Below are 26255 nucleotides of genomic sequence, written 5' to 3' on the forward strand. Positions count from 1 at the left end.
GCGACGTACTAGCCTGCCCAGCCGGCTGTGACGGTCTGGGTTGGGGCTGGACCAGGTGTTTGCGCAGGCGCCGGCGCATTGGTCAGGCAACGGCGGGCGGCCTCGATCTCGGCGTCGGTCGCACCACGCGACCGCGCCCATGTCTCTGCAGCGGCAGCGGAATATTTCGCCACATAGTACCGCACCACCGTGCACGAGGCCCGGCGAAACGCCCCGGGCTGCGGCTCGCCAGCCATGGCGTCGGGCGCGAACGCAAGCAGCGTCGCCGACAAGGCGAATCCCCTGATCAACATTTGGGCTGTCCCCCCGAGGTGGAACCTCAAGCCCAAGTCCGCGCGGGCCGATTTCGTTCCAGGGAACGGCATGCCGCTGGGCAAGGCTGGGCAGCTATTACGTCATGGCGCCGGGATAGCCGCCCTCGCCTGCTGCCGCATCAGGGCGTTGATGAAGCCGGCCCGCGCATCGGAATGGCCTTGGCCGCGCGGCTCCAGCACGTGGCGGAGCAGGAACAGGCCGGTGAGCCGAAAGCCGTCCTGGAGATCCTGCTCGGTGAGATCGCCCGCGGTTTCGCCCTGGCGCAGGAACGGCGGCAGCCGCAACAGCCGGTCGCGCCACGGCTCGCCCGCGCCACGCGATACTGCGCCGCCTGATTTCGGCGAGACATAGATCAGGTCCGTGGTCTCGCCGGTCACCGCGCAATTGTCCAGCGCCAGGCCGAAACCCAGCTCGGCGAGCATCGCCAGCTCGAAATGGATCAGGTGCACGGCCGCGCTGCCGATGTCGTCGAAATCGTCGAGCGAATGCTCGAGCAGCGCAAAGATGTCCTCATGCGGATCGCGCTCCGGCAACAGCCGCGCGATCGAGGCGAGATGGGTGACGCCATAGACGCCGTGGGACGAGGCCAGCAGCGTTGCCGCGCGCAGCTTCAATCCCTCGATTGCGTAGGTGCCCAGATGCTCGTCGAGCCGCGCCCGCCACACCGCACTGACGCTGTTCCCCGGCTGCAGCAGCGGCCGCATCCGCGAGCCGGCGCCACCGCGGACGAGGCCGAGATGCCGGCCATGCGCGCGCGTCAACAGCTCGACAATGGCGCTGGACTCGCCATGCCGCCGCACCCCCAGCACGATGCCTTCGTCGGTCCATTCCATAGGGGAAGTGTAGCGGATTCCGGCGTTCAATCGTAGGGCGGATTAGCCGAAGGCGTAATCCGCCAATCGCCCGTGCACGTCAAAGGTGGATTACGCTTCGCTAATCCACCCTACGGCGCCTCACGCGTTGAACCAGTCCCGCGCGTCACCGCTGAAGGAGAAATACAGGCCCATCGTCGTCAGCGCGCAGGAGACGATCTCGATGGCGCTGTCGAGCTCCAGGCCTTTCTCGCCGATGATCTGGCCAAGCGAGATCACCGACAACACGAGGGCCGCCGCCAGCACCCAGCGTGGCCAGTTCTTGCGATGATGCGCGGCCAGCCGGACGAAATAGAGCAGCAGGAGGATCATGCCGCCGGCGAGCAGCGTCCCGGTCATGATCATCTGCTCGGTCACCGCGGCATTGGGCGTGCGGTCCTGCACGGCGACCGAGACGGCGTCCAGCATCAACGATGCATAGAGCAGCGCTTCGAAGCGCTGGACGTTGGTGGGTAGGCTCATCGAATGCCGATCTTTTCTTGGTTATTCTTTTGGGAAGTCCAGGCCCATCTCGCGATAGCGATCGGGATCGTCGCCCCAGTTCTCGCGCACCTTGACGAACAGGAACAGGTGCACCGGCACGTCCAGAATGTGCATCAGCTCTTTCCGCGAGTCGGCGCCGATCGACTTGATGGTGGCGCCGCCCTTGCCGAGCACGATCTTGCGCTGGCTTTCGCGCTCGACGTAGATCGTCTGCTCGATCCGCACAGACTTGTCCTTGCGCTCCTCCCACTTGTCGGTCTCGACGGTGGACTGGTAGGGCAATTCCTGGTGCAGCTTCTGATAGATCTTCTCGCGGGTGATCTCGGCAGCCAGCTGCCGCATCGGCGCGTCCGACATCTGGTCCTCGGGGTAGAGGAACGGACCCGGCGGCACCATGTCCGCGAGCGTCTTGCGGATGTCGTCGACGCCATCGCCCGAGATCGCCGAGATCATGAAGGTCCTTGCGAACGCCATGCGCTCGTTGGCGGCCTGCGCCAGGGCCAGCAGCTTCTCGCGCTGGACCAGGTCGACCTTGTTGATGACGAGGATCTTGTCGTGATTGACGCTGGCGGCCTTGGCGAGGATCGCCTCCGCCTCCTCGTCGATGCCCGTTTTGGCATCGAGCAGCACGCAGACCAGATCGGCATCATGCGCCCCGCTCCAGGCGGTCGAGACCATGGCGCGGTCGAGCCGGCGCTTGGGCGAGAAGATGCCGGGCGTGTCGACAAGGATAATTTGCGCGTTGTTCTCGATGACGATACCGCGGATCAGCGCGCGCGTGGTTTGCACCTTGCGCGAGACGATCGTGACCTTGGCGCCGACCAGCGCGTTGACCAGCGTCGACTTGCCGACATTCGGCGCGCCGATCAGCGCGACGAAGCCGCAGCGCGTCGCGCCGGGTGCACCGCCGCTTGCTTCAACCGTCATTGCTGCCGCCGACGCCTTCGCGTTCGATCATCACTGACGCTGCCACTTTCTCTGCCGCGCGCTTGCTGCCGCCGATACCCTCGGCGGGGGCCAGGCCCGGCAGATCGACGGCGACACGGAACTGCGGATCGTGATGCGGGCCGGTGCGCTCGACCTCGCGATAGACAGGCGTCGGCAGTCCCTTGCCTTGCGCCCATTCCTGCAGCACGGTCTTGGGATCGCGCAAGGGCCGGCGCGGCTTGTGCATCCGCTCGGTCCAGTTGCGCTTGACGAATTCGGCTGCCGCCGCATGGCCGCCGTCGAGGTAGATGGCGCCGATCACGGCCTCGCAGATGTCGCCGAGGATGGATTTGCGCAGGCGGGCATCGGCACTGGAGCCGACCGAGCCCAGCTTGATGTCGTCGACGAGACCGAGCGACTTGGCGACGTCCGCGCAGCTCTCCTTGCGCACGAGCTCGGCAAGCCGCTTGGACAGCTCGCCCTCATCTGCGTTCGGGAAGGCGTGATAGAGCATGTCGGAGACGACGAGCCCGAGCACGTGGTCGCCGAGGAATTCCAGCCGCTGATAGCTGTCGCCTCGCTTGCGCCCGGACTTCAGGGCCGAGACATGCGTGATCGCCTGCATCAGCATATTTGGATCGGCGAAGCTGTGGCCGATCCGCGCCTCGAGCGCCGCGTTGGCATTCGTGCGCTTGGCCTTGCTGCTCCGCGGCCGTTTCTTCTTGGCAGGCGCCTTCGCCGCAGCTTCGCCCTCGGGAGCGGCTTGCACCTCGGTCGGTTGGATCGCGATGTCCTTGGCTTCGTCTTTCATCGGACGATTTTGAAGAAACGATTCCAGCGCACCGCCCACGGCCAGCGCCAGAGCATCCAGGCGTGCTCGCCTTCAGCGATGGAGAAGAAAATCATCTGGGCGCGGCCGATCAAGTGCTCCTGCGGGACGTAGCCGACCTGGCCGAGAAAGCGGCTATCGGTGGAGTTGTCGCGGTTGTCACCCATCATGAAGAAGTGGCCGGCCGGGACGGTGTAGACGTTGGTGTTGTCCATGTAGCCGTTGTCGGCGCAGTCCAGCGTCTCATAGGACACGCCGTTCGGCAGCGTCTCCTTCCAGCGCTTCACCCGGGAGATGCCGCCGCCTTCCGAGCCGCAAGGGTCCTCGCCGACATATTCGCTCATGCGCTGCCGCTCGACGGGCGTATCGTTGATGTAGAGCAGCCCGTCCCGCATCTGGACACGGTCGCCGGGAAGGCCGATCACGCGCTTGATGTAGTCGGTGGAATCGTCCTTCGGCAGGCGAAACACGACGATGTCGCCACGAGCGGGGTCCGAGCCCCAGATCCGCCCGGAGAATAGCGGCGGCGAGAACGGAATCGAATAATGGCTGTAGCCGTAGGAATATTTCGAGACGAACAGATAGTCGCCGACCAGCAGCGTCGCCTTCATCGAGCCGGACGGGATGTTGAAGGGCTGAAACAGGAAGGTGCGGATCACGAGCGCGATTAGGAGAGCATGAATGACGACTCGGATCGTTTCGCCGACGCCGCTCTCAGTTTTCGTTCCCGAAGTCACGCTCATTGCTCTCTCAATTCCGGCCGGCGATCATAGAGCGCCCTCCTCCCGCGAACGGCCCACCGGTTCGCGGCGCAAGGAGATTGTCCTGATTCTGATAGTGAGGGCCAATTCCGGCGTAAAGCCGAATTCGCCCAGGCTGATTTGCGTTCGCGGACTTTTAGACGGTTGTCGGAGGCCACGCAATCAAGGATCGCATCAAAACTGATTAAGATATTGATTTATAAAGAAAATCACAAAACGCCCGAGCCGCGATCAAGGTTTCGGCAGCGGGACGGCGGAAATGACGACAAAAGCCTGCGCCAACGGCCAGTCGTCGGTGATCGAAAGGTCGATCCGCGCCTCGAACCCCTCCGGTGTCAGGGCCTGGAGCCGGGCCAGGGCGCCGCCGGTCAGCTGCATGGTCGGCCGCCCGCCCGGCAGGTTGACCACCCCCATGTCGCGCCACCAGACGCCGCGCCTGATGCCGGTGCCGAGTGCCTTGGAGCAGGCCTCCTTGGCGGCGAAGCGCTTGGCGTAGGTCGCCACCACCATCTTCTCGTTCTTGGCGCGCCGTTCCGCCTTGGCCCGCTCGGCCGCGGTGAAGATGCGGTCGAGAAAACGCTCGCCGTGGCGCTCGATCACCTTGGCGACGCGGGTGATGTCGATCAGGTCGGAGCCGATGCCGATGATCATGCCCGGCTCCGGCCACGGTCCATCGCCGCGCGCATGCTGCGCACGGTCTCGGCCAGCCCCACGAACAGCGCCTCGCCAATCATGTAATAGCCGATGTTCAGCTCCATGATTTCGGGCAAGCTCGCGATCTTCTCCGCCGTCGCATAGTCCAGCCCGTGGCCGGCGTGAACCTCAAGTCCCGCGTCCTTCGCCAGCTTCACCCCGGCCACGATCCGCTGCCATTCGGCCTCGGCCTTGTCGGTGTGGCCATCGACGACGGCATCGCACCAGGCACCGGTGTGGATCTCGATCACGGGGGCGCGCAGCCGTGCCGCCATCTCGATCTGGGCGGGATCGGCCGCAATGAACAGCGAGACGCGGATGCCGGCCTCGCTCAGCCGCGCGATATAGGGCGCGAGCGCGTTGCGCTGGCCGACCACGTCCAACCCGCCTTCGGTCGTCACCTCCTGGCGCCGCTCCGGCACCAGGCACACCGCGTGCGGCTTGGTGGCGAGCGAGATCCGCATCATGTCGTCCGTCGCGGCCATCTCGAAATTGAGCGGCTTGGAGATCTCCGCCTTCAGGCGCGCCATGTCCTCGTCGCGGATGTGCCGGCGGTCCTCGCGTAAATGTGCGGTGATGCCGTCGGCGCCGGCCTCGATCGCGAGCAGCGCGGCGCGCACCGGATCGGGATGGCGGCCGCCGCGCGCGTTACGCACGGTTGCGACGTGATCGATATTGACGCCGAGGCGGAGCGGAGGTGCGGGCATTTCAAAACTCGCGAAATCAGAGGGAGCGGCGCATGCGAGATGCGCCTATCCATTAACACGTTCGACTTTGGCGACGACCGCCTTCGCGCGCAGCTGGGCCAGGATCGCGCTGAGGTGCTTCAAGTCGTAAACTTCGAGATCGATCGTCGTCTCCGTGAAATCGGGCGAGCGGCGCTGCATGCTGATATTGTCGATGTTGCCGTCGTGCTCGGCGATCACGGTCGCGATCTGCGCCAGCGCGCCGGGCTCATTGACGTTCTCGACCTTGATGCGGGCCGGGAAGCGCTGCGGCGCGGAATCCTCGATGTCCCAGCGGACGTCGAGCCAGCGCTCCGGCTCCTCCTCGAAGTCCTTCAGGGCCGGCGCCTGGATCGGATAGATCGTGATGCCCTCGCCCGGCGTGACGATGCCGACAATGCGATCGCCGGGGACGGCGCCGCCGTTCGGCGCGAACTTCACCGGAAGGTCGGAATTGATGCCGCGGATCGGGATCGCGACCGGGCTGCGCGACGGTTCGGAGACCCCCTTCTCCTTGAGCTTGGCGGCAAGACCCTTCTTGACGCCGTAGCGCGCGATGCGCTCCTCCTTGTAATCCGGGTACATCGCACGTGCGACATGGGAGGCCTTGATCTCGCCGCGCCCGACCGCCGCCATGACGTCCTCGATCGAGGTGCGCGCGAGCCGCGGCAGCGCGCCCTTGAGCTTGTCGTCGGCGTATTCAATCTTGGCGCGCTCGAACAGACGCTCGACGATGCGCCGGCCGAGCCCGACATATTGATCGCGCACCGCGGTGCGCGTGGCGCGGCGGATCGCGGCGCGCGCCTTGCCGGTGATGGCGAGCGTTTCCCAGGCCGACGGCGGCGCGGACTGCGCCTCCGAGGTCAGCACCTCGACCTCGTCGCCGTTCTGAAGCTCCGAGGACAGCGGCGCGAACTTGCCGTTGATCTTGCAGCCCACCGCGCTGTTGCCGACGTCGGTATGCACCGCATAGGCGAAGTCGATCACGTTGGCATGGCGCGGCAGCGCGATCAGCTTGCCCTTCGGGGTGAAGCAGAACACCTGGTCGTGGAACAGCTCGAGCTTGGTGTGCTCGAGGAATTCCTCCGGGTTCGCGCTTTCCGAGAGGATGCCGATGGTGTGGCGCAGCCAGGCGAACGCGTTGGACTCGCGCTTGAGGAATTCGGTCGGCGAACCCACGCCCTCCTTGTAGAAAACGTGCGCGGCGATGCCGCGCTCGGCGATCTGGTCCATCGCCTCGGTGCGGATCTGCAGCTCAACGCGCTGGTTGCCGGGGCCGATCACCGTGGTGTGGATCGAGCGGTAGTCGTTCTGCTTCGGCGTCGAGATATAGTCCTTGAAACGTCCGGGCACGACCGGCCAGGTGGTGTGGACGATCCCGAGCGCGCGATAGCAGGCCTCGACGTCGCTGACGACGAGGCGGAAGCCGAAGATGTCGGACAATTGCTCGAAGCCGACCGACTTGCGCTCCATCTTGGTCCAGATCGAGAACGGCTTCTTGCGCCGGCCATAGACCCGCGCCCCCAAGCCCCGGTGGCGCAGATTGTTGGAGAGCTGGTCCTCGATCTCGCCGATCAGGTTGCGGTTGCGCTCAGCCAGCGCGTCGAGCCGCTGCATCACCACCGAATAGGCTTCGGGATCGAGGGTGCGGAAGGACAGATCCTCCAGCTCCTCGCGCATTTCCTGCATGCCCATGCGCCCCGCCAGCGGCGCGTAGATGTCGAGCGTCTCCTCGGCGATGCGCCGGCGCGATTCCGTCGGCACGAAGTCCAGCGTGCGCATGTTGTGCAGACGGTCGGCGAGCTTGACCAAAAGCACGCGGACATCGTCGGCAATGGCCAGCAACAATTTGCGCAGATTCTCGGCTTGCTTAGCCTCCCGCGACACCAGCTCCAGCCGCTTCAACTTGGTCAGGCCATCGACCAGCGCGCCGATCTCCGAGCCGAAGATCTGATCGATCTCGGCCCGCGTTGCCTCGGTGTCCTCGATCGTGTCGTGCAGCAGCGCGGCCACGATGGTGGCGTCGTCGAGCTTGAGGTCGGTGAGAATCGCAGCCACCTCGAGCGGATGCGAGAAATACGGATCGCCCGAGGCGCGGGTCTGCGAGCCGTGGGCCTTCATGGCGTAGACGTAGGCACGGTTCAGCAGGTCTTCGTTGGTGTTGGGATTGTAGGACCTGACGCGCTCGACGAGGTCATATTGACGCATCATCCGGGCGCGAGGCCTGGCGGGGCGCGCGACCGGCGCAGTCGGGGCCACGGCAACCGATTCGGTTGCGGCCTGCATCTGCGTGGATCTGCGGCGCCGATATACCATGCCGTCCTGCCTTCAAACGGGCTTGAGCCGGCCCGCTGCATACATCCTAACTCCGATCGCGCTCGTGTCCGATCAATTCAGTGACAGGGCCAAGCGCCGACCGCAGCGCTATGGTAACCACGAAAAGGTCAACAAAAGCAAAGGCCCGAACGATCGTTCGGGCCTTTGATATGATCACAAGAAGAAGATGTTCGCGATGGAGGAATTACTCGTCTTCCTCGGGCTGCTCCTCGGGAGGCGCGAGGCCTTCCAGGCCCTTCAGCAGCTCCTCCTCGGTCATGCGCTCCACGGCGACCTCGGTGTCGTCGGCATCGACGCTTGCCCCCGCGGAACCGATCAGCGGCACTGTATCCGGCTCGGGCTCGTCCACCTCGACGAACTTCTGCAGCGAGTGGACCAGCTCCTCGCGGAGGTCCTCCGGCGAGATCGTCGTCTCGGCAATTTCACGCAAAGACACAACAGGGTTCTTGTCGTTATCGCGATCAACCGTTAGTTGTGAACCGGATGAAATCATGCGGGCACGGTGGGCGGCCAGCAGGACCAAGTCAAACCGGTTGTCGACCTTGTCGATACAATCTTCTACGGTGACGCGAGCCATGGACTGTCGCTCCGTTGTGGGTGGGACGAAATATGTGGATGATTGGGGCTAGTTATAGGGGCCGGGACGGTTTCGCAAGACCATTTTGTGATTTGGCCTCGCCAAACCGCTCTGCTACCCCCACATTGGGGCTGGGACGGGTGGTTTTCCGGGCTGCCGTTGGGGGCGGCCCCGGGGTGTATGCAAGTCCGCCATAACTATACCTTGATTGCCCCGACTTCTCCGGATTTGCGGTTTCGACGGGTTTCTGCGGCACTCTAGAACTGCGCGGCCTGTTGTCGCCGCGCCAACAAAAAACGATCAATCACGAACGCTACGCGAGCAAACTGAATGTCACCTTCTCCTACCAACAAGATCGCGCTCTTCATCGACGGGGCCAATCTCTACGCGACGGCGAAAACCCTCGGCTTCGACATCGACTACAAGCGCCTGCTGAAGGAGTTTCAGAGCCGCGGGACGTTATTGCGGGCGTTCTATTACACCGCCATCATCGAAGACCAGGAATACTCCTCGATCCGCCCGCTGATCGACTGGCTGGACTATAACGGCTACACGGTCGTCACCAAGGCGACCAAGGAATTCATCGACGCCTCCGGGCGCCGCAAGGTGAAGGGCAACATGGACATCGAGCTCGCCGTCGACGCCATGGAGCTCGCCGAGCATATCGACCAGATGGTGCTGTTCTCGGGTGACGGCGACTTCCGCTCCCTGGTCGAGGCCGTCCAGCGCCGCGGCGTGCGGGTCACGGTGGTCTCCACCATCGCCAGCCAGCCGCCGATGATCGCCGACGAGCTGCGCCGCCAGGCCGACGTCTTCACCGACCTCGTCGAGCTGCAATCCAAGCTCGGCCGCGATCCGTCCGAGCGCCCCGCCCCGCGTGACCGCGGCGAGCGTGGTGAACGCCACCACGCCCCGCAATTCCTCCAGCGCGCGACCACGACGGCGCCGAGGGGCGATGACGACTTCGAGGAGTGAGGCGGCCCGGTCAAGCCGCCAGCCTCTCACAATCGTTCCCGACCGTGACTGCCCGCTCTGCCCGCGCCTGGTCGCCTTCCGCGAGGCGAACCGCGCGCGCGAGCCCTCGTGGCACAATGCGCCGGTTGCGCCCTTCGGCGACATCAAGGCCCGCCTCCTGATCGTGGGCCTCGCCCCGGGAATGCAGGGCGCCAACCGCACGGGGCGGCCGTTCACGGGCGATTATGCCGGCGACCTGCTCTATGCCACGCTGATCGAATACGGCTTTGCGAGGGGCACCTATCAGGCGCGTCCCGACGACGGCCTGAAACTCGTCGACTGCCGGATCGCCAATGCCGTGCATTGCGTGCCGCCGCAGAACAAGCCGCTGCCGATCGAGATCAACACCTGCCGCCAGTTTCTCGTGGCCAATCTGGCGACGATGCCGAAGCTGCGCGCGATAGTCGCGCTCGGGCGAATTGCGCACGACAGCGTGCTCAAGCCGCTGAATTTGAAGGCCTCGCAAGCCCCCTTCGGCCACGGCGCGGTGCATCAGGCCGGCGCGTTCCGGCTCTACGACAGCTATCACTGCTCCCGCTACAACACGAACACCGGCGTACTGACGCCAGACATGTTCAGATCCGTGTTCGCGAAGGTGAAGGCGGATCTCGATTAGCTAGAGCATGATCAAAAGTGCGTAGCGGTTTTCCGAAAAGATCATGCTCAAACAATAAGCTAAAGCGCGATGACGATTCATCCTAATCGCATCGCGCCTTATTGACGGGATTCGCCTTGAGCCAGCCCAGCACGTCGCCGGCGTTCCGGTCGGGCGGAAACACCGGATAGAACACGTGCGTGATCCTGGCGTCGTCGATAACAAGCGCGAGGCGCTTGATCAGCGTCAGGCCCGCGACCTCCATGGTCGGCAAGTTCAAGGCGCGCGTCAGCGCCAGCTTCTCGTCCGAGAGCACCGGGAACGGCAGATGCAGGCGCGAAGCCATCTCGATCTGATAGTCGTTGCTCTGGGTCGAGAGGCCGAACACATGCGCGGCGCCGGCGGCCTTCAGCTCGGCGTAGAGATCGCGAAAGGCGCAGGTCTGGGGCGTGCAGCCGCGCGCTCCGGGGATCATGTCCCAATCGTCGACCAGCGCGATCTTGCCGGGCTCGCCGGTGCGGGGATAGGCGAACACCACGGTGCGGCCGCGCAAAGCCGACAGGGTGACCGATGTGTCGTCGGTCGCGAGCAGGCCGATCGGCGGCAACGTCATGCCTTCGAGATGCGCGGCGGCGCCATCGTCGGAAGGCGCGGGAATCTGGCTCCAGTCGACCTCGAGCAGGTTCCGTTGATTCATCTCGTCATCCCCTCGCCCGCAGCAGCCGGCCCTTCTCCCGGCTCCAGTCGCGCTTCTTCTCGGACTCGCGCTTGTCGTGCAGCTTCTTGCCCTTCGCAACCGCCAGCTGCAGCTTGGCCCGGCCGCGCTCGTTGAAGTAAAGCTTGAGCGGGATCAGCGTCATGCCCTCGCGGTCGACCGCGCCGATCAGCTTGTTGATCTGCCGGCGGTGCAGCAGCAGCTTTCGCGGCCGCTTGGGCTCGTGGTTGAAGCGGTTGCCTTGCAGATATTCGGGGATGGTGGCGTTGATCAGCCAGATCTCGCCGTTCTTGGAATCGGCATAGGATTCCGCGATCGTGCTCTTGCCGTTGCGGATCGACTTGACCTCGGTGCCGGTCAGCGCGATGCCCGCCTCGATCGTGTCCTCGATGGCGTAGTTGAAGCGCGCCTTGCGATTTTCCGCCATCACCTTGATCGGACGTTCGTTCTTATCGGCCATGACGGGCAAACCTGATCGAGATGCGCTCGGATTCTAACAGTTCGGATGAAGTGGGCGCGTCACTTCTTGAGGAGATCGCGGATCTCGGTTAGCAGCTCGACCTCGGCCGACGGCTTTGGCGGAGCAGCGGGTGCCGCCTCCTCCTTGCGCTTCAGCGTATTCATGGCGCGGATTACCAGGAACAGCACGAAGGCGACGATGATGAAGTTGATCGTCAGCGTCAGGAAGCTGCCGTAAGCAAGGACGGCGCCTTGCTTTTTCGCATCCGCCAAGTTGGTGGCGGTGACCGCCTTCGACAAGGGGATGAAGTAGTTCGAGAAGTCGAGGCCACCGGTGACCGCGCCGATGATCGGCATGATGACGTCACCGACCAGCGAGGTGACGATGCCGCCAAAGGCCGCGCCGATGATGACGCCGACCGCGAGATCGACGACGTTTCCCTTCATGGCGAACTCGCGGAACTCCTTGAGCATCCGCGCGCCCTTTTCATCCACGCTCATGAAAGGCTCCCCCGAACGGCTAATGCGTCAGTTGACCAGGCCGGCGTGAACCATCGCGCTGCGCACGGCAACCCGCGTCGGCTCGGACACCGGAACCATCGGCAGCCGCAACGTCTCGTCCAGCTTGCCGAGCAGCGACATCGCGTACTTGATTGGCGCCGGATTGCTCTCGATGAAGAGGTTGTTGTGCAGCGGCATCAGCTTGTCGTGGATCGCGAGCGCCGCCTTGGTGTCGCCCTTCTGCCAGGCGGCGTGGAACTCCGAGCACAGGCGCGGCGCGACGTTCGAGGTCACCGAGATGCAGCCATGGCCGCCATGGGCCATGTAGCCGATGATGGTGGCGTCCTCGCCCGAGAGCTGGTTGAAGTCCTCGCCCATCGCCGCGCGCTGCTGCGACACGCGGACCATGCTGGCGGTGGCGTCCTTGACCCCGGCGATGTTCTTCAGCTCCCACAGCCGCTTCATGGTGTCGACCGACATGTCGATCACCGAGCGCGGTGGGATGTTGTAGATGATGATCGGAATGCCGATCGCATCGTTGATCGCCTTGAAGTGCTGGTACATGCCTTCTTGCGTCGGCTTGTTGTAATAGGGCGTGACGATCAGCACGGCGTCCGCGCCCGCCTTTTCGGCGTGCTGGGAGAGCTCGATCGCCTCCTTGGTCGAGTTGGAGCCGGCGCCGGCGATGACGGGCACGCGGCCCTTGGCTTCAGCGATGCACCATTCCACGACCTTCTTGTGCTCGTCATGGCTGAGCGTCGGGCTCTCGCCCGTAGTGCCGACTGGAACGAGGCCATTGGTGCCCTCGGAGATCTGCCAATTGACCAGGGAGCGAAACGCCGCCTCGTCGAGCGAGCCGTTCTTGAACGGGGTGACCAAGGCGGTGAACGACCCTCGGAATTTCGTCTTGGCTGCCATGGACTTCCTCCGTACGCGGCGATCTCTTGAGCAAGCCCCCTTCATATCGGGTCTATCCGGCCGGTAAAAGACCCGGGGTCGGTGCGAGGCTGGGTTTAGGCCGCGATTTTGCCGCGGTGCTGGTGCAAATGGGCCCGAGGTAAGCGGCTGTTGGTATTTTCTCCGCATATTCAAGCAAATTCAGCTAGGTCTTGAGCCACTTCACTGATTCGGGGCGACGAAACGCCGTGACCTCCTTTGCTCCTGCCGCGTGGCGATCCCTGGGTCTGGCCGTGTGCCTGATGGCTGGGCTGTCGATGGGCTGCGCCGCGCTCGCCAAGTCCAACGAGACGGCCGCGGCGACCAAGGATCCCGCCAAGCCAGCTTCCAAGGACGCCGCGAATGGCCCGGCCAAGGGATCGACCAAGGAAACGGCGAAGGATACAGCCAAGGGAACCGGCAAGGACGCCGCGAAGGCCGCAAGCAAGGGTACGCCTGGCACCCCCGCCAAGGATGCCGCGAAGAAGCCGGACGCCGGCAAGAACGCCAGCAAGGAACCGGCGAAGGACAAGCCCAAAGACAAACCCAAGCCTGCGGCCACCGCTCCCGTTGCCACGGCACCTGCTTCCGCGCCAAAGGCAGCGCCGACTGCGAGCGGCGCGCCGCCCAAGGCAGCCCCCGCCCCGGCCGTGACTGCCACCGTCAAACCGACTGCGCCGGCCCCAGCCAGACCCGCCGCAGCTCCCATACTGGCGCCTGCAACGCGCCAGCATGCAGCGCCGCGCAAGCCGGTCATCCCGGCCGCCGTCGCTGCGACATCGTCGACGTCGCAGGCTGACAAGGACACCCTGGAGAGCGTCATCGAGCTCGTGCGCAAGCGCAAGGCCGGCGACGCCACCAATGCCGCGGCCGGCATCTCCGATCCGGTCGCGCGAAAGCTCGCCGAATGGATCATCCTGCGCAGCGAGGACAACGGCGCGACCGTGGAACGCTATCGCGCCTTCCTCTCAGCCAATCCGAGCTGGCCGTCGCAGACCTTCCTGCGCCGGCGGCTCGAGGCCGCGATGTGGGACGACAGGCGCGACGAGTCGGTCGCGTGGTCGTGGTTCGAGAACGAGTCGCCGATCTCCGCCAAGGGCCGCTTCACGCTCGCCAGGGCGATGCTGGCGCGCGGCGACCGCGCCAATGCCGAGCGGCTGGTGCGGGACGCCTGGCGCGCCGATCCGATGTCGGAGGACACCGAGAACAACGCACTCGACCAGTTCGGCGCCCTGCTCACGCCGGGCGACCAGAAAGCGCGGATGGACAACCTGCTCTACGGCAGCGAGAACGAGGCGGCGCTACGCGCCGCCAAGCGTCTCGGCGCCGGCTATGTCGCGCTCGCCAAGGCCCGCATCGCCGCGGTCAAGAAAGCGCCGAACGCGCGGGCGCTGCTCGATGCCGTGCCGCGCGAGCTGCACGGCGATCCCGGCTTCATCTTCAGCAAGATCCAGCTGCTGCGCCGCGAGGAGAAGTTCACTGAAGCCGCCCAGCTGATGCTGTCGGCGCCGAAGGATCCGGGTCGCCTCCACAATCTCGATGAATGGTGGATCGAGCGGCGCCTCCTGGCGCGCAAGATGATCGACACCGAAGAATTCCGCAGCGCCTATCTGATCGCGCGCGACGCCGCCTTGCCCTCGCGCGACATCTACAAGACCGAGCAGGAGTTCACCGCCGGCTGGATCGCGCTGCGCTTCCTCAACGATCCCGCGACCGCCGCGCAGCATTTTGCTCGCATCGGGGTCGGCAGCGTCAATCCGACCGCGCTGGCGCGTGCCGGCTATTGGCAGGGCCGCGCCGCGGAAGCTTTGGGCCGCCAGCAGGAGGCGCGTAACGCCTATGCGCGGGCGGCCGAGCAATCGACCAGCTATTACGGCCAGCTCGCGCGCGCAAAGCTCGGCCTGCCGCAGATCGAGCTCAACAGCCAGCCGCGCGGGCGCGGCGCCGAGCGGCTCGAGATCGTGCGCGCCGCGCAACTGCTCTACGAGCTCGACGAGCGCGAGTTCGCGGTGCCCATGCTCGCCGACATGGGCGAGAACGGCGATCCCGAGGCGCTCGCGGGCCTCGGCGAGCTCACCCAGCGCTACAGCGACGCGCGCGGCATGCTGCTGCTCGGCAAGGCCGCGCTCAACCGCGGCCTGCCGTTCGACTTCTACGCCTACCCCGTCAACGGCATTCCTCAGTTCACGCCGATCGGCCCCGAGGTCGAACGCAGCATCATCTATGCGATTGCGCGGCAGGAGAGCGCGTTCAACCCGTCGGTGGTCTCGCCGGCGCAGGCCTACGGGCTGATGCAGGTGACGCCGGATGCCGCCCGCTACGTCTGCAAGCGCCACGGCGCAACCTACGACCTGGGGCGGCTGAAGAACGACTCCGTCTACAACGCCACGCTTGGCTCGGCCGAGCTCGGCGGACTGCTCGAGGATTATCGCGGCTCCTACATCATGACGTTCGCCGCCTACAATGCCGGCCGCGGCAGCGTGAAGAAGTGGGTCGAGCGTTACGGCGATCCGCGCGACCCCAAGGTCGACGCGGTCGACTGGGTCGAGCTGATTCCGTTCTCCGAGACGCGCAACTATGTGCAGCGGATCATGGAGAACCTTCAAGTCTACCGCGCCCGTTTCGGCGGCGGCACCCGCTTGCAGATCGAAGCCGATCTGCGCCGCGGCGCCGTCAGCGTGCAGTAACGGGCGTAGAATCAGAGCCTGGCTGCTGGGCAGGGCTCGGCAGGATTCGTCGACGGCACCAGCGATCTGACGATAGGATTGGACCAAGCGTCCCGCGCACCGGTTAGCTTATGCCTCACAAAGCTGGGAACGTGTCACGCTGCGCGTGGTCGGTGCGTTCCTGTTCGCAGCCCTGATCTCGTCGGGCCTCGCGACCGGCGGCTCCCCCCTTCGGCAAGAACCGCCATCCTGCCCAGCCACAGGTAACCGGCATCCAGGATCGCTATTGCCTGCAAGAACGGCGTTGGGAGAATCCTGGCAACTGCCAGTTGTACAATTACAGCCAGTGCATGGCGACCGCGTCGGGCACAATCGATGCCTGCGGTCTCAACCCGACCTATGCCTTCAAGGAGTGGAAGGGCCTGAGATGGTAGTTTGATAGCACTTAGCCGACATTCCTGCTTGCGAGCCAACAAGGTCCGCACGTTAGGCGAAGCGCTACGCTCCAAAGAAAAACCCCGGCAGTTTCCTGCCGGGGTTCGTGGATCAACCGAGGGTCGATCTTAGAAATTGCGCTGAGCGCGCAGGAGCATCTGGAGGTTACCCTGATCCTTCAGCTCGTAGGTCGCTGCGGGCTTGGCAACAAGAGCATTGCCCGTGTTGGCGCCCGTGACGACGCCAGAGTGCTTCTGGTCGAGCCAGACGTAGCTCACGTCAGCAGTGAAGGCGAGACCCTTGACCGGGGTCCAGACCAGGTTGCCGCCGATAACCGCGAGGTTGAAGTCGGGGTTACAGGTCGAGCCAGGGGTGGGGGCCAGAGCAGCAGCGAAGTTGGCGCAGATCAGAGCCTTGCTTTGATCGCCGTAGCGGAGCGAAGCATAAGCACCGTAGATGCCCGACGCCCAGTTCGGGGACCAGTTGTGGGTATAACCACCGCGGAAGCCCCAGGTCTTGACGGTCTCGATACCGAGACCGGAACCGAACACGCCATCAGCGATACCGGCGAAGCCGATGCTCTGATAAGCGATGCCGCTGCCGCCGTAGATGAAGATGGTCTGCGGGAACAGGCTCTGGAAGTTGTACCGCGAAGCACCGTCGGTGTAGACCGCCTGCAAGTTGATCGAGTCACCCGCACCGGTCGGGATGTTCTTGATCGACAAGGCACCCTGCACCGCCCAGCCCCACTTGTCCGACGGATGGCCCGTGAGCTCCGTCGTACCGTAATAAGCCGAGTGGAGCTCGTGAGCCGCCGCCGAGATCTGGAACAGACCCCAGGCCTGATCAACACGGACCTGACCGACGATGTCGGGCATGCGCGTGCCACCCCAATCGTTCACACCGTAGATGCCCTGGATGAAGGCAGCACCCGCAGCTGCAGTCGAGGCGAAGCCACCCACTGCACCCGCAACGCCCGTCACGCTCGCGTTCCAAAGGTTCGACTGGCCGCCAGCAGCGGTCGTCATATCCTGCAACGCGATCGAACCCGTGATGCCCTGGCCGAAATCAGCCGTGTAAGCAACCTGGTTCACACCGGTGACGTTGTTGCTGCCGCCCGGAAGGAAGTCGGGACCGCCAGCCGGATAGCTCTGCCACGGTGCGTCGAAGATCGAAACCGTGCGGCCGAAGGTGAAACCAGCGAACTGGATGAACGCATGGTAGAGGCCGAGCGAAGCCGAACCGACCGAGAAGGCCGACGGGGCGCTGCCGGTCACCGACGTGGCATCCCAGCTGAAAACCGTATCGGCGTAGGTGCGGACCACGCCGTACTCGGTTGCCGTGCGGGTATCGATGGTGAAGTCCAAACGAGCGCGGGTCTGGTAGTAGTTGTCCAGACGGTTGTTGGCGCCGCCGGGAGCACCTTGGCCAATGCCGTAGTCGCTGTTCGTGTTAAACAGCATGTCGGCACGCAGATAGCCGCCGAACTTGATGCAGGTGTCGGTGCCCGGGATGTAGTAGAATCCAGCACCGTACAGGGAGCAGATCTTCACGTACTCGACCGCCTTGGCCTTCACGGGGAGATCGGCTGCCTGAGCTCCGCCCACGGCGATCAGACCCGCCGCTGAGCCGAGCAAAAGGCTCTTAACCAACTTCATGTTAAACCTCCAAGTTGCTCTTCAGGGAAGGTCACTGACCGGACGGCCAATTCCCCAACCCCCTCTAAATCACCGCTTTCGGCCCCTTCGCGTCTTCGGACACACCCGCATGAACGCGAGGGACTTAAGCGAATGACCTAAACGGGACGACCTCGGGATGCCCCCCTCCGTCGCTCAGTCACAATTACCGAACGTCCTTGCACACACAACAAGAGAACGCTCCGAAACGGGCCGGTACAGCGTGTTTTCCAACGGGTGTTGCACAAATAACACGCAGATGTGATCAAACCGCCCTCGTAACGCATTGTTTACATTGATCTTTTCGGAGCGGTTCCAAATGCCATCAAAGTTCCGCACATGAGGCGCCGCGCGCCAGAGCTCGGCTTGAGCCAGCTTTGAGGCGCACGAATCGTGGAATCAGAAGGAGACTCAGTGGGCAGGCATCGACCCGCCTCCCTGCCGCGCAATCTGACGAAGCAGGTCCCTGCAATGCCTCGGCCGCCGGGCGTCGCTCTATCACTCTCTATATGGAGATATGGAGGTCGCGGAGCGGCACGACCGGGCCGGACAACTCGGCGAACCAGGATCTGGAGGTGCTCGTCCTTTCTTTGTACCTTTGAATTTGCTCGAAAATTCAGCGCCATACCCTGGTCCAAGAGCAAACCCGTCTCGTTTCGCAAATCGCTGGGAATATTCGCGCGAAAACACGCGCTTCCAAATTGACCAGCCCGAGCAAATAGATGCATAAGGCTCGCACCGGAGAGGTGGCCGAGTGGCTGAAGGCAACGCTTTGCTAAAGCGTCATACGGTCTCAAGCTGTATCGAGGGTTCGAATCCCTCCCTCTCCGCCACCCCAGAATCCCGGAAGCAGAATCAAGGTCGCTGCGCGCGTCCAGCGGAAGGCGATGGGCGACGCCGGTACGAAAGTTCCGCACAAGAACGAGGGCGGCGAGCCCGCGCGATTCGCGCGCTCCTTATATATGTGAGCCCCCACCTAAATGCCGGATCGCCAGACCCGCCAATGCGAGGGCGCTATCAGCACGGCCTCATCGGCCCAAACATTGAACCAGATGCCGCCCTTACGCCGGCATGGAAAGGACCATGGCACAATACCTGTCTTGTGCAGACGCCCGAGTTCCAGGTCGCACTCGTCGGGAGCGATCTGAATCGGCAGCCATCGTCCATTCGTAGCCTGGTTGCTCATGCCGTCGGATTCTAGGCGACGCCATGAAGAAGAAACTTGCTCCAGCGCAAGCGCGTCCGCCCGTGCGAATGAGCGCAGGCGGCGCGGCCGTTGTTCTCGCCGGCAAAGGTGACTAGAGTTTTTGCACCATTTCGCCCGAGCACAGACTCCCCTACGTCGGGTCGAGAGCCCATCGCATGTCGCAACAAGGCCGCAACAAGGGAGCCTCGGCCCCCTCCTCGCTCCATCCGTCAGCTATTCTGGACCAGGCCATTGCGGCGCACCGTTCGGGCAATCTATCGGAAGCGGAACGGGCCTACACGACCATTCTGAAGGGAAGCAGAACGCATGCCGTCGCGCTCCATATGCTGGGGCTGTTGCACGCCCAGCGCGGCCATTTTGCGGACGCCGAGCCTTTGCTGAAGAAGGCTGCACGCGTCGACCCCGGCAATCCCGACGTTCTTTTCAACTATGCCAACGTGCTGCGCGCGCTGGACAAGCCGGACGATGCGCTCGTCTGGCTTGCGAAAGTAATCGCCCTGGCTCCGAACTTCGCGGACGCGCATCTCAATCGCGGAGCGATCCTCATTGCACGGCAGCAGCTTCGCGACGCCATAGCCGAGTTTGATCGCGCCATTGCGATCGCACCGTCGAGCGCCGCGTTCGCCAACCGAGGCAGCGCGTTGCAGCAGCTTGGTCGACTCGAGGAAGCGCGTGACAGCTACGCCCGCGCCATCGAGCTTGCACCGGCCGACCCACAAAACCATTTCGCGTTGTCTGAGGTTCTTGGCCAGCTGGGGCGAGACGACGAAGCGATCGTGGCTCTGGAACGAACGGTCGCACTTGATAAGACGTTCCCGTTTGCGCTGAGCAACCTCGTTGCTTGCAAGCGGAAGCGCGCCGACTGGAGCAGCTTCGAACGTGAACAGGCCACCATGGAAGGCGCTGCCGAGGCAGGCGTGCCGGTCGACCCCTTCACCTTCTTTCATGTCTCCTCATCGCCTGCACGCCAATTGACCTGCGCGAAGGCCTATGTCGCCAAGGTGACCCCCGACGGGGGCGCCGCCAGGCCCGGAACGCCGAGACCGGCGTCCCGGCTCCGGGTCGCGTACATGTCGGCCGATTTTCGCAGTCATGCCACCGCGTATTTGATGGCCGGAATCTTCGAGGCGCACGACCGCGAGCGCTTCGACGTCACCGCCATCTCCTACGGGCCCGATGACGACAGCCAGATGCGCAACCGCCTGTGGGCCGCATTCGAACGTTTTGAAGATGTCAGCGATCTTGCCGACGAGGACGTCGTCAAGCTGATCGGCCAGCTCGAGATCGAGGTTCTCGTCGATCTCGGCGGCTTCACCGCCGGTGCACGGCCGAAAATCATTGCGCGCCGGCCGGCTCCTATCCAGGTCAGCTATCTCGGCTTTCCCGGCACGATGGGCGCCCCCTATGTCGACTATCTCATGGCCGACCGAATCGTCATCCCCGAAGCAGAGCAGACTTATTACGCCGAGAAGGTGATCTATCTTCCCAATAGCTACCAGGCGACCGACGCGAAGCGACCGCTCCCGTCAAATCCACCGAGCCGGAGCCAGTTCGGACTGGCGGACGATGCGTTCGTCTACTGCGCGTTCAACAGAAGCCCCAAGATCACGCCCCCGTTGTTCGGCGTCTGGATGCGGCTGCTCGACAAGACCCCCGGAAGCGTCCTTTGGCTGCTAGATGGTGACCCGGTCGCCACGGAGAATCTGAAGCGCGAAGCCGTTGCGCGGGGGATTGTCGCCGAGAGAATCGTGTTCGCTCCGCGCGTCCCTGCTGAGGAGCATTTGGCGCGCCACCAGGTCGCCGATCTGTTCCTGGACACATTGCCTTACAACGCCCACACCGGGGCCAGCGACGCCCTGTGGGCCGGCTTGCCGGTCCTGACGTGCCTTGGGACCACCTTCGCCGGACGCGTTGCAGCCAGCCTCCTGAACGCCGTGGGCCTTCCCGAGCTGGTGACGCGATCGCTGGAGGAATATGAGGCTTTGGCGCTTCGGATCGCGCACGATCCCGAACTTCGCGTCGCGCTCAGGAGCAAGCTGGCGACGCGCCGGACCACTTGCCCGCTTTTCGATACTGTCCGCATGACGCGGGATATCGAAAAGGCATTCGACGAAATCTGGCGCAGGCATTGCGCGGGCGAAGCGCCGGCCTCGTTTGCCGTGCAAACCTCGACCTGAAGCCGCCTCGGCGAGGTGGCGCCGCCCGGTCAAGGTCCGGTTCCCAAGCGAAGTGACGCTCAGTGCGCGCAGACCCAGGCTCTCGCCTCACGCTGCGCGACGGAGATCTCGGCCTCCGACATCTGCCCGGCGATTTCCTGGCGCAGCGCCACGGCGTCCTTGCGGCCCTTCAGCGCGGCGAGATTGAACCATTTGTGCGCGGCGACGAGATCGACGATGCCGGAGCGGCCGCTCGCCCAATAGATCCCGCGCTCGAACAGCACGTCCGACAGCGCGCTCGCATCGACCGGCGTCGCCGTCTCCAGATCGAAAGTACCCTGAAACATCACGCATCCCCTTTGTTCTTATGCCGCCTCGTCCCCCGAGCGCGGCTCCCGTCCAACCTCTGATGTGCATGACCCGTCACGGGATCGTGCACTGTTCAACTCTTCCCCGTCGCCGTTTGCCGGCTTGTTGGAGGCGATGATGGCGGGCAAATTTGAATGGCAGTTTAAGCATCGCGATGAAGCAGACGTAAACGCGGGCGCGCGCCTCCTGCGCCGAGAATTCAAGAAGTCCATGATTCGCAGGGACTTCTGTCATTCGTCAGATTCGGTTTACCTTGGGATTTCAGGACATCGATAACCATCGCGCGCGGTGGCGCAGGTCATGTGGTTGCATTTCCTCAACTGGCGTCACCCGCGCCCCCGCTACGCCAAGGCTTCCGCGGTATGCGGTCTCGGGGCCGCCGAAGCGGCGAAGGTAGCAGGCGGGTGCCCCAGTATTCCAGCGGCCGCAATCGTTCCACGACAAGCCGCGCGTGCTGGATCGGCCCGTCGGAGCCGGGCGGCGACACCGCTGGGCGAAACGGCGCGCGATCACGCCACAGGCCGCCTTGCCTCTCCAAGCCAAGCGATCAAGCCGGCACGACAGAAGCGCGCTCGGACGCGACGCGGTCAAATCAACGATGTGAGGGAGAGGAATGCCGGCAATGCCCCGGCTTCAAGGGAACGAGGGCGTCGGCGAACACGTCAGGACCAGATTCCACTTTGGCCCGAAGGCCTGTCGTGAAATTGCGGAGCCCGTTTGAGGAGAACCGCACCGAACGAAGAAAACTCGTTTCTTCTGCCGGACCGCGAAAGAGAACGGTCCGACCGTTGACCTGATGTCTCGCCGACACCCTCTATCGTCGACCAGAACCTCTAGGAGGCGCTGATGACGTGCCGGCTATCTGGAGCCGGCAACTTCAGAAGCGAAGTTACTTCTTCTTCTTCGCGACCTTGCGGGTCTTCTTCGCAGTCTTCTTCACTGCGCTCTTCGCCTTCTTCGCCTTCTTCGCTTTCTTGGCCATGTTGCCCTCCGATGTGTGAGATGGCTTTAATCGCTGCGTGCACTCGGGGATCGAATGCACTTCATCCCGAATACACCAACACGAAGAAAAAAACAGCTTCTCACTTAAAGAAGTGTTGACGCAGCAAGGCGCCTGCGCTTGGCGGGCGCGACGCAGGCGCTTCGTACGACGTGCACTTGCGATCATGCAGAGCGCGCGCATCGCCGACGTTCGCGAACGATGCGATTGCACGAAAACACTATGCAGCAAGTATTTTTTCGCACGCGCATATCGCGCGCGACCAACGCAGCGATGCGCATCGACAATCGTGCTGTCGCCTCGCAAAGGCGTTTCGCGGACTCTGAGTCGCGATTTTTGGCAACGAAAATATTTTCATGCTTAACGGCGCGGGCGCTCGCCGGAGCGCGTTCAAGCCGCCGTTTCGGGCGAATCGCGCGGCGGCGATTCGGCCGCCGCATCGCCGTCGATCAGGATGAAGTTTGCCGTAGAGGATGCGCGCGAGCGTCGCAGCGAGAACTGAAAGCGAGGTGACGAAACGCGTCCGTCACCTCGTTCGAATGCGCGAGGCTTAGACGCCGAGCTTGGACTTGAGCAGGTCGTTGACGCTCTGCGGGTTGGCCTTGCCGCCGGATGCCTTCATTACCTGGCCGACGAACCAGCCGAGCGATTGCGGCTTGTCCTTCACCTGCGCCGCCTTGTCGGGATTGGCCGCGATGATGTCGTCGACCACCTTTTCGATCGCAGAGAGATCCGTGACCTGCTTCATGCCACGGCGTTCGACCAGCGCGCGGGGATCGCCACCCTCCTGCCAGACGATTTCGAACAGATCCTTGGCGATCTTGCCCGAGATCGTGCCCTCGCCGATCAGGTCGATGATCGCAGCCAGTTGCCCGGCATTGACGGGCGAGGCCGTAATATCCCGGCCTTCCTTGTTGAGACGGCCGAACAGCTCGTTGATCACCCAGTTCGCCGCCATCTTGCCGTCGCGGGCGCGGTTGGCGAGCTTGTCGAGCACCGTCTCGTAGAACAGCGCGCTCTCGCGCTCGGCGACCAGCACGCTCGCATCATAGGCCGAGAGGCCGAAATCGGCGACGAAGCGCGCCTTCTTCTGGTCCGGCAGCTCGGGCAGCTTCGCCTTCAGCGCGTCGACGAAGTCCCGGTCGAACTCCAGCGGCAACAGGTCGGGGTCGGGGAAGTAGCGATAGTCGTGCGCCTCCTCCTTCGACCGCATCGAGCGCGTCTCACCCTTGTTGGGATCGAACCGGCGCGTCTCCTGCTCGATCTCGCCCCCGTCCTCCAGGATCTCGATCTGGCGCCGCGCTTCATATTCGATTGCCTGGCCGATGAAGGCGATCGAGTTCATGTTCTTGATCTCGCAGCGGGTGCCGAGCGGCGCGCCGGGCCTGCGCACGGACACGTTGACGTCGGCGCGCAGGGATCCCTTCTCCATGTCACCGTCGCAGGTGCCGAGGTAGCGCATGATCGAGCGCAGCTTGGTCACATAGGCCTTGGCCTGCTCGGCGTCGCGGATATCAGGCTTCGAGACGATCTCCATCAGCGCCACGCCAGAGCGGTTGAAATCGATGTAGGACAGTGACGGCGACCGGTCGTGCAGCATCTTGCCGGGATCCTGCTCCAGATGCAGCCGCTCGATACCGATGGTGGCCGTCTTGCCGCCGTCGAGATCGATGATCACCTCACCCTCGCCCACGATGGGCGATTTGTACTGGCTGATCTGGTAGCCCTGCGGCAGGTCCGGATAGAAATAGTTCTTGCGGTCGAACACCGAGCGCAGGTTGATCTGCGCGTTGAGGCCGAGCCCGGTCCGGACAGCCTGTCTGACGCATTCCTCGTTGATGACCGGCAGCATGCCCGGCATCGCGACGTCGACCAGCGAGACGTGGCTGTTCGGCTCGCCGCCGAAAGCGGTAGACGCGCCCGAGAACAGTTTGGCGTTCGAGGTCACCTGGGCATGGATCTCCATGCCGATGACCATCTCCCAGTCACCAGTTGAGCCCTTGAGAAGCTTGTGCGTGGCCGTGCTCATGTCCTGCTCCCGAGCAGCGTGGCAGCGATCCGCTCCCACTCCGCTTCCAATGAATCCTTTGCCGCCGGCTGGCCGGCCTGGCGGTACCAATAGCCGGCATTGCCGAGATCGCCTTCGACGCGGTGCAAATAGGCATGCACCCAGGCGGCCTCGCGGCTGCTCTCGTCCTGGACGATCTTGTGCGCGCGGTCCCAGTCGCCCTTCGCCGCCCACCACAGGCCGGCGAGCGGCGCGTTCAGGTCCGGCGCGGGCGCCGCGCCACTGATGCTCGCGATGAAAACGGCGACATTCACCACCACCTCGCGGGCGTGAAGCGGCCGGCGGCCTGCTCGATCACCTCGCCGAGCGAGAACAGCGTCTCCTCGTCGAACGGACGGCCGATCAGTTGCAGTCCGAGCGGCAGGCCCTGCGCGTCCTTGCCGGCGGGCACCGCGATGCCGGGCAGGCCCGCCATGTTCACGGTCACCGTGAAGATGTCGTTGAGATACATCTCGACCGGGTCGGCGCCGCCCTTCTCACCGATGCCGAAGGCCGCCGACGGCGTCGCCGGGGTGAGGATGGCGTCGACGCCCTTGGCGAAGCAGTCCTCAAAATCCTTCTTGATCAGCGTGCGCACCTTCTGCGCGCGCAGGTAATAGGCATCGTAATAGCCGGCCGAGAGCACGTAAGTGCCGATCATGACGCGGCGGCGCACCTCGGCGCCAAATCCTTCCGCACGGGTGTTCTCGTAGAGCTCGATGATGTTCTTACCCTGCTCGCGCAGGCCGTAGCGCACGCCGTCATAGCGCGCCAGGTTGGACGAGGCCTCTGCTGGCGCCACGATGTAATAGGCCGGCAGCGCGTATTTGGTGTGCGGCAGCGACACCTCGACTAGCTCGGCACCGGCCGCCTTCAGCCACGCCGCGCCCTCACTCCACAATTTCTCGATCTCGGCTGGCATGCCGTCGAGGCGATACTCCCGGGGGATGCCGATCTTCATGCCCTTCACGGACTTGCCGATCGCCGCCTCGTAGTCCGGCACGGGGATATCGACCGACGTCGTGTCCTTGGGATCGTGGCCGGCCATCGAGCGCAGCAGCATCGCGGCATCGCGTACGCTGCGCGCGATAGGGCCCGCCTGGTCGAGCGAGGAGGCAAAGGCGACGATGCCCCAACGCGAGCAGCGGCCATAGGTCGGCTTGATGCCGACGGTCGCGGTGAACGCGGCCGGCTGGCGGATCGAGCCGCCGGTATCAGTCGCGGTCGCGCCCATGCAGAGCAGCGCCGCCACGGCCGAGGCCGAGCCGCCGGACGAGCCGCCCGGCACCAGCGTGGTGTTGCTGCCCTCGCGCCGCCAGGGATTGCCGACGGGGCCGAAGCACGAGGTCTCGTTCGCCGAGCCCATCGCGAACTCGTCATTGTTGAGCTTGCCGAGCATCACCGCGCCGTCGCGCCAGAGCTGCGAGGTGACGGTGGACTCGTAGGTCGGCACGAAATTGCCGAGGATCTTCGAGCACGCCGTGGTGCGCACGCCCTTGGTCGCGAACAGGTCCTTGATGCCGAGCGGGATGCCGGCGAGCGGGCCCGCATCGCCCTTGGCGATCTTGCTGTCCGCCTCGCGCGCCATGGCGCGCGCCTGGTCCGGCGTCTCCATCACGAAGGCGTTGAGCACGCGCGCTTTCTCGATCGCGGAAAGATGCGCGTCGGTCAGCTCGAGCGACGTGAAATTTTTTGCCGCGAGGCCCTTGCGGGCCTCGGCGAGCGTCAGCGATGTCAAATCGGTCATTTATTGATCGGGCTGCAGAAGAACGGAGACAGGGTCTTGTCGTGGGCCGGGTCGTCCTTTTTGGCGGCGGCTTTCGCGGCCGCCTCGATCTCGTCGAGCACGGCATTGACGGCGACGTTGGGATCGGCAGCCTTGCCCTGCCGTTCCATCTTGTCGAGATAATTCATGTAGGCCTGATAGGCCTTCTCATCGTCGCAAAGCAGGCACATCGGA

Annotated in this window: 25 protein-coding genes and 1 tRNA gene; 6 read left to right on the top strand and 20 right to left on the bottom strand. The window is 64.1% G+C overall.

Features of this window, described 5'->3' with window-relative positions; translation table 11 throughout:
- Positions 1-8: 8 nt before the first annotated feature.
- The 10 genes from I6F17_RS28795 to rpoZ all read right to left on the bottom strand — a co-directional run bounded on the left by I6F17_RS28795 (position 9) and on the right by rpoZ (position 8519).
- Entirely contained in the window at positions 9-293 is a 285-nt protein-coding gene (locus I6F17_RS28795) for a hypothetical protein (protein WP_036015015.1), read from the bottom strand.
- A gap of 102 nt (positions 294-395) precedes the next feature.
- Positions 396-1148 carry a DNA repair protein RecO gene (recO, locus tag I6F17_RS28800; RefSeq protein WP_109143528.1) on the bottom strand — a complete coding sequence of 251 codons (753 nt, stop codon included), beginning with the start codon at positions 1146-1148 and terminating at the stop codon, positions 396-398.
- A 120-nt stretch (positions 1149-1268) separates the two neighbouring features.
- Positions 1269-1649 (bottom strand): hypothetical protein, encoded by a 381-nt coding sequence (locus I6F17_RS28805; RefSeq protein ID WP_036039208.1) that lies wholly within the window; start codon positions 1647-1649, stop codon positions 1269-1271.
- Positions 1650-1670: 21 nt separating this feature from the next.
- Positions 1671-2597, bottom strand: a complete 927-nt coding sequence (gene era, locus I6F17_RS28810; RefSeq protein WP_225132033.1) for a GTPase Era — start codon at positions 2595-2597, stop codon at positions 1671-1673.
- The gene (gene rnc, locus I6F17_RS28815) at positions 2587-3408 is read right to left on the bottom strand and encodes a ribonuclease III (RefSeq protein ID WP_225132032.1); all 822 of its coding nucleotides are present in this window, start codon (positions 3406-3408) and stop codon (positions 2587-2589) included. Before rnc ends, era begins: the two co-directional genes overlap by 11 nt.
- Positions 3405-4169: a signal peptidase I gene (gene lepB, locus I6F17_RS28820; RefSeq protein WP_036015031.1), complete on the bottom strand. Its 765-nt coding sequence runs from the start codon at positions 4167-4169 to the stop codon at positions 3405-3407. Before lepB ends, rnc begins: the two co-directional genes overlap by 4 nt.
- A 249-nt stretch (positions 4170-4418) precedes the next feature.
- A complete protein-coding gene (gene acpS / locus I6F17_RS28825) occupies positions 4419-4838 on the bottom strand; it encodes a holo-ACP synthase (RefSeq protein ID WP_025036721.1) in 420 nt (139 codons plus the stop codon).
- Positions 4835-5587: a pyridoxine 5'-phosphate synthase gene (locus tag I6F17_RS28830; RefSeq protein ID WP_225132031.1), complete on the bottom strand. Its 753-nt coding sequence runs from the start codon at positions 5585-5587 to the stop codon at positions 4835-4837. Before I6F17_RS28830 ends, acpS begins: the two co-directional genes overlap by 4 nt.
- Positions 5588-5632: 45 nt before the next feature.
- A complete protein-coding gene (locus I6F17_RS28835) occupies positions 5633-7921 on the bottom strand; it encodes a bifunctional (p)ppGpp synthetase/guanosine-3',5'-bis(diphosphate) 3'-pyrophosphohydrolase (protein ID WP_225132030.1) in 2289 nt (762 codons plus the stop codon).
- A gap of 205 nt (positions 7922-8126) precedes the next feature.
- On the bottom strand, positions 8127-8519 hold the full coding sequence (rpoZ, locus tag I6F17_RS28840) for a DNA-directed RNA polymerase subunit omega (protein ID WP_007603391.1): 393 nt from the start codon (positions 8517-8519) through the stop codon (positions 8127-8129).
- A 330-nt stretch (positions 8520-8849) separates the two neighbouring features.
- Here rpoZ and I6F17_RS28845 point away from each other — a divergent pair, with 330 nt between their 5' ends.
- The gene (locus I6F17_RS28845) at positions 8850-9494 is read left to right on the top strand and encodes an NYN domain-containing protein (protein WP_036015038.1); all 645 of its coding nucleotides are present in this window, start codon (positions 8850-8852) and stop codon (positions 9492-9494) included.
- A complete protein-coding gene (locus I6F17_RS28850) occupies positions 9475-10149 on the top strand; it encodes a uracil-DNA glycosylase (RefSeq protein WP_036025518.1) in 675 nt (224 codons plus the stop codon). The genes I6F17_RS28845 and I6F17_RS28850 overlap by 20 nt, the downstream gene beginning before the upstream one ends.
- Positions 10150-10231: 82 nt before the next feature.
- Here the strand turns inward: I6F17_RS28850 and I6F17_RS28855 are convergent, their stop codons facing one another.
- The 4 genes from I6F17_RS28855 to dapA are packed head-to-tail and all read right to left on the bottom strand — an operon-like array spanning position 10232 to position 12721.
- Positions 10232-10825, bottom strand: coding sequence for a peroxiredoxin (locus tag I6F17_RS28855; RefSeq protein WP_225131600.1), 594 nt, complete (start codon positions 10823-10825; stop codon positions 10232-10234).
- Positions 10826-10829: 4 nt separating this feature from the next.
- Positions 10830-11303: an SsrA-binding protein SmpB gene (gene smpB, locus I6F17_RS28860; protein WP_025036727.1), complete on the bottom strand. Its 474-nt coding sequence runs from the start codon at positions 11301-11303 to the stop codon at positions 10830-10832.
- A 59-nt stretch (positions 11304-11362) separates the two neighbouring features.
- Complete coding sequence (gene mscL / locus I6F17_RS28865) at positions 11363-11776, bottom strand: large conductance mechanosensitive channel protein MscL (protein ID WP_036039223.1); 414 nt, start codon at positions 11774-11776, stop codon at positions 11363-11365.
- Between the two features lie 54 nt (positions 11777-11830).
- Positions 11831-12721, bottom strand: coding sequence for a 4-hydroxy-tetrahydrodipicolinate synthase (gene dapA / locus I6F17_RS28870; RefSeq protein WP_036015047.1), 891 nt, complete (start codon positions 12719-12721; stop codon positions 11831-11833).
- A 281-nt stretch (positions 12722-13002) separates the two neighbouring features.
- Between dapA and I6F17_RS28875 the strand changes: the two genes are divergently transcribed.
- Positions 13003-15426 carry a lytic transglycosylase domain-containing protein gene (locus tag I6F17_RS28875; RefSeq protein ID WP_225131598.1) on the top strand — a complete coding sequence of 808 codons (2424 nt, stop codon included), beginning with the start codon at positions 13003-13005 and terminating at the stop codon, positions 15424-15426.
- A gap of 251 nt (positions 15427-15677) precedes the next feature.
- Positions 15678-15839, top strand: coding sequence for a DUF3551 domain-containing protein (locus I6F17_RS28880; protein WP_346657048.1), 162 nt, complete (start codon positions 15678-15680; stop codon positions 15837-15839).
- A 129-nt stretch (positions 15840-15968) separates the two neighbouring features.
- Here I6F17_RS28880 and I6F17_RS28885 read toward each other — a convergent pair whose 3' ends face one another.
- Complete coding sequence (locus tag I6F17_RS28885; protein ID WP_036039233.1) at positions 15969-17498, bottom strand: porin; 1530 nt, start codon at positions 17496-17498, stop codon at positions 15969-15971.
- A gap of 758 nt (positions 17499-18256) precedes the next feature.
- Between I6F17_RS28885 and I6F17_RS28890 the strand changes: the two genes are divergently transcribed.
- Together I6F17_RS28890 and I6F17_RS28895 are read left to right on the top strand one after the other, a co-directional pair.
- Positions 18257-18349 (top strand) — tRNA-Ser (locus tag I6F17_RS28890).
- 529 nt (positions 18350-18878) lie between these two features.
- Complete coding sequence (locus tag I6F17_RS28895; protein ID WP_225131596.1) at positions 18879-20900, top strand: tetratricopeptide repeat protein; 2022 nt, start codon at positions 18879-18881, stop codon at positions 20898-20900.
- Between the two features lie 59 nt (positions 20901-20959).
- Here I6F17_RS28895 and I6F17_RS28900 read toward each other — a convergent pair whose 3' ends face one another.
- The 5 genes from I6F17_RS28900 to I6F17_RS28920 all read right to left on the bottom strand — a co-directional run bounded on the left by I6F17_RS28900 (position 20960) and on the right by I6F17_RS28920 (position 26251).
- Complete coding sequence (locus I6F17_RS28900; RefSeq protein WP_036025525.1) at positions 20960-21226, bottom strand: hypothetical protein; 267 nt, start codon at positions 21224-21226, stop codon at positions 20960-20962.
- 1572 nt (positions 21227-22798) lie between these two features.
- Positions 22799-24277, bottom strand: a complete 1479-nt coding sequence (gene gatB / locus I6F17_RS28905; RefSeq protein ID WP_225131594.1) for an Asp-tRNA(Asn)/Glu-tRNA(Gln) amidotransferase subunit GatB — start codon at positions 24275-24277, stop codon at positions 22799-22801.
- On the bottom strand, positions 24274-24576 hold the full coding sequence (locus tag I6F17_RS28910) for a hypothetical protein (RefSeq protein WP_225131592.1): 303 nt from the start codon (positions 24574-24576) through the stop codon (positions 24274-24276). The genes gatB and I6F17_RS28910 overlap by 4 nt, the downstream gene beginning before the upstream one ends.
- Positions 24567-26042, bottom strand: a complete 1476-nt coding sequence (gene gatA / locus I6F17_RS28915) for an Asp-tRNA(Asn)/Glu-tRNA(Gln) amidotransferase subunit GatA (RefSeq protein ID WP_128265296.1) — start codon at positions 26040-26042, stop codon at positions 24567-24569. The genes I6F17_RS28910 and gatA overlap by 10 nt, the downstream gene beginning before the upstream one ends.
- A complete protein-coding gene (locus I6F17_RS28920) occupies positions 26039-26251 on the bottom strand; it encodes a hypothetical protein (protein ID WP_225131590.1) in 213 nt (70 codons plus the stop codon). Before I6F17_RS28920 ends, gatA begins: the two co-directional genes overlap by 4 nt.
- Positions 26252-26255: the final 4 nt, after the last annotated feature.

Source organism: Bradyrhizobium sp. NBAIM18, from assembly GCF_020193825.1.
In the GTDB taxonomy this organism is placed as follows: domain Bacteria; phylum Pseudomonadota; class Alphaproteobacteria; order Rhizobiales; family Xanthobacteraceae; genus Bradyrhizobium; species Bradyrhizobium yuanmingense.

Excerpts from the sequence above, each read along its gene's own strand:
- I6F17_RS28795 (WP_036015015.1), bottom strand. The coding sequence starts at position 293 with ATGTTGATCAGGGGATTCGCCTTGTCGGCGACGCTGCTTGCGTTCGCG.
- recO (WP_109143528.1), bottom strand. The coding sequence starts at position 1,148 with ATGGAATGGACCGACGAAGGCATCGTGCTGGGGGTGCGGCGGCATGGC.
- I6F17_RS28805 (WP_036039208.1), bottom strand. The coding sequence starts at position 1,649 with ATGAGCCTACCCACCAACGTCCAGCGCTTCGAAGCGCTGCTCTATGCA.
- era (WP_225132033.1), bottom strand. The coding sequence starts at position 2,597 with ATGACGGTTGAAGCAAGCGGCGGTGCACCCGGCGCGACGCGCTGCGGC.
- rnc (WP_225132032.1), bottom strand. The coding sequence starts at position 3,408 with ATGAAAGACGAAGCCAAGGACATCGCGATCCAACCGACCGAGGTGCAA.
- lepB (WP_036015031.1), bottom strand. The coding sequence starts at position 4,169 with ATGAGCGTGACTTCGGGAACGAAAACTGAGAGCGGCGTCGGCGAAACG.
- acpS (WP_025036721.1), bottom strand. The coding sequence starts at position 4,838 with ATGATCATCGGCATCGGCTCCGACCTGATCGACATCACCCGCGTCGCC.
- I6F17_RS28830 (WP_225132031.1), bottom strand. The coding sequence starts at position 5,587 with ATGCCCGCACCTCCGCTCCGCCTCGGCGTCAATATCGATCACGTCGCA.
- I6F17_RS28835 (WP_225132030.1), bottom strand. The coding sequence starts at position 7,921 with ATGGTATATCGGCGCCGCAGATCCACGCAGATGCAGGCCGCAACCGAA.
- rpoZ (WP_007603391.1), bottom strand. The coding sequence starts at position 8,519 with ATGGCTCGCGTCACCGTAGAAGATTGTATCGACAAGGTCGACAACCGG.
- I6F17_RS28845 (WP_036015038.1), top strand. The coding sequence starts at position 8,850 with ATGTCACCTTCTCCTACCAACAAGATCGCGCTCTTCATCGACGGGGCC.
- I6F17_RS28850 (WP_036025518.1), top strand. The coding sequence starts at position 9,475 with ATGACGACTTCGAGGAGTGAGGCGGCCCGGTCAAGCCGCCAGCCTCTC.
- I6F17_RS28855 (WP_225131600.1), bottom strand. The coding sequence starts at position 10,825 with ATGAATCAACGGAACCTGCTCGAGGTCGACTGGAGCCAGATTCCCGCG.
- smpB (WP_025036727.1), bottom strand. The coding sequence starts at position 11,303 with ATGGCCGATAAGAACGAACGTCCGATCAAGGTGATGGCGGAAAATCGC.
- mscL (WP_036039223.1), bottom strand. The coding sequence starts at position 11,776 with ATGCTCAAGGAGTTCCGCGAGTTCGCCATGAAGGGAAACGTCGTCGAT.
- dapA (WP_036015047.1), bottom strand. The coding sequence starts at position 12,721 with ATGGCAGCCAAGACGAAATTCCGAGGGTCGTTCACCGCCTTGGTCACC.
- I6F17_RS28875 (WP_225131598.1), top strand. The coding sequence starts at position 13,003 with ATGGCTGGGCTGTCGATGGGCTGCGCCGCGCTCGCCAAGTCCAACGAG.
- I6F17_RS28885 (WP_036039233.1), bottom strand. The coding sequence starts at position 17,498 with ATGAAGTTGGTTAAGAGCCTTTTGCTCGGCTCAGCGGCGGGTCTGATC.
- I6F17_RS28895 (WP_225131596.1), top strand. The coding sequence starts at position 18,879 with ATGTCGCAACAAGGCCGCAACAAGGGAGCCTCGGCCCCCTCCTCGCTC.
- I6F17_RS28900 (WP_036025525.1), bottom strand. The coding sequence starts at position 21,226 with ATGTTTCAGGGTACTTTCGATCTGGAGACGGCGACGCCGGTCGATGCG.
- gatB (WP_225131594.1), bottom strand. The coding sequence starts at position 24,277 with ATGAGCACGGCCACGCACAAGCTTCTCAAGGGCTCAACTGGTGACTGG.
- gatA (WP_128265296.1), bottom strand. The coding sequence starts at position 26,042 with ATGACCGATTTGACATCGCTGACGCTCGCCGAGGCCCGCAAGGGCCTC.
- I6F17_RS28920 (WP_225131590.1), bottom strand. The coding sequence starts at position 26,251 with ATGTGCCTGCTTTGCGACGATGAGAAGGCCTATCAGGCCTACATGAAT.